Origin of the sequence: Luteimonas mephitis DSM 12574, from assembly GCF_000422305.1 — a bacterium.
GTDB lineage: Bacteria > Pseudomonadota > Gammaproteobacteria > Xanthomonadales > Xanthomonadaceae > Luteimonas > Luteimonas mephitis.
This window is the reverse complement of record NZ_AULN01000009.1, coordinates 1-1,115: the sequence shown is the minus strand read 5'-3', so window position 1 is coordinate 1,115 and position 1,115 is coordinate 1. Positions and strand designations below refer to the sequence as shown.

At 66.3% G+C, this 1,115-nt stretch carries 1 protein-coding gene; it reads left to right on the top strand.

The features are described from left to right. Positions 1 to 1,062 (top strand): OmpA family protein (locus tag H570_RS0100150; protein WP_027078993.1); only part of this gene is annotated, 1,062 nt, incomplete at its 5' end. Positions 1,063 to 1,115: the final 53 nt, after the last annotated feature.

Below are 1,115 nucleotides of genomic sequence, written 5' to 3'. Positions count from 1 at the left end.
CTCGCCGGCATCGGCTTTGCGCAGGCCGCCAATGCGCAGGAGTTCGACGACCGCTGGTACCTGACCGGCAGCGTCGGTTACAACTTCCAGGACAGTGACCGCGGGACCGACAGCGTGCCGTTCGGCACCATCGGCCTGGGCAAGTTCCTGAGCCCGAACTGGTCGGTGGACGGTGAGCTGAACTACCAGAACCCGAACAAGGAATCCAACGACGACCTGAACTGGAGCCAGTACGGCATTTCGCTGGACCTGCGCCGCCACTTCATCGCCGAAGGCCGCAGCTGGAACCCGTACCTGCTGATGGGCCTGGGCTACCAGCGCTCGGAAGAAGAGTTTGACGCGTTCCCGAACCCGAACTCCCCCGGCCAGGTGGAAGACGGCAACTTTGCCGCCAAGGTCGGCGTCGGCGTGCAGAGCACCCTGGCCCGTCGCGTCGGCGTGCGCGCCGAACTGGCGTACCGTGCCGACTTCAACGACAGCAGCTTTGCTGCGCCGGAAGAAGACGGTTTCGGCGACATCCTCGCCTCGGTGGGCGTGGTGATTCCGCTGGGTCCGGAGCCGACCGCCCCGGTCGCGCCGGCGCCGGCGGCCCCGAGCTGCGCCGACATGGACAGCGACGGTGACGGCGTGAACGATTGCGACGACAAGTGCCCGGATTCGCAGGCTGGCCAGACCATCGGTCCGGACGGCTGCCCGGTGCCGGTGTCGATCGACCTGAAGGGTGTCAACTTCGACTTCGACAAGTCGACCCTGCGTCCTGACGCGGTGGCGATCCTGAACGAGGCGATCGAGATCCTGAAGCGCTACCCCGACCTGCGGGTTGAAGTGGCCGGTCACACCGACTCGAAGGGTACCGACGCGTACAACCAGAAGCTGTCGGAGCGTCGCGCGAGCGCCGTGTACGACTACCTGACCAGCAACGGCATCGACGCCGGTCGCCTGGTGGGCCCGGTGGGTTACGGCGAGAGCCGCCCGATCGCGCCGAACACCAACGACGACGGTTCGGACAATCCGGAAGGCCGTGCGCGCAACCGCCGCACCGAGCTGAACGTCCAGAACTGAGTTCGACGCCAAGCAGTCCCACGAAGCCCGGCTCATGCCGGGCTTCGTTTTTT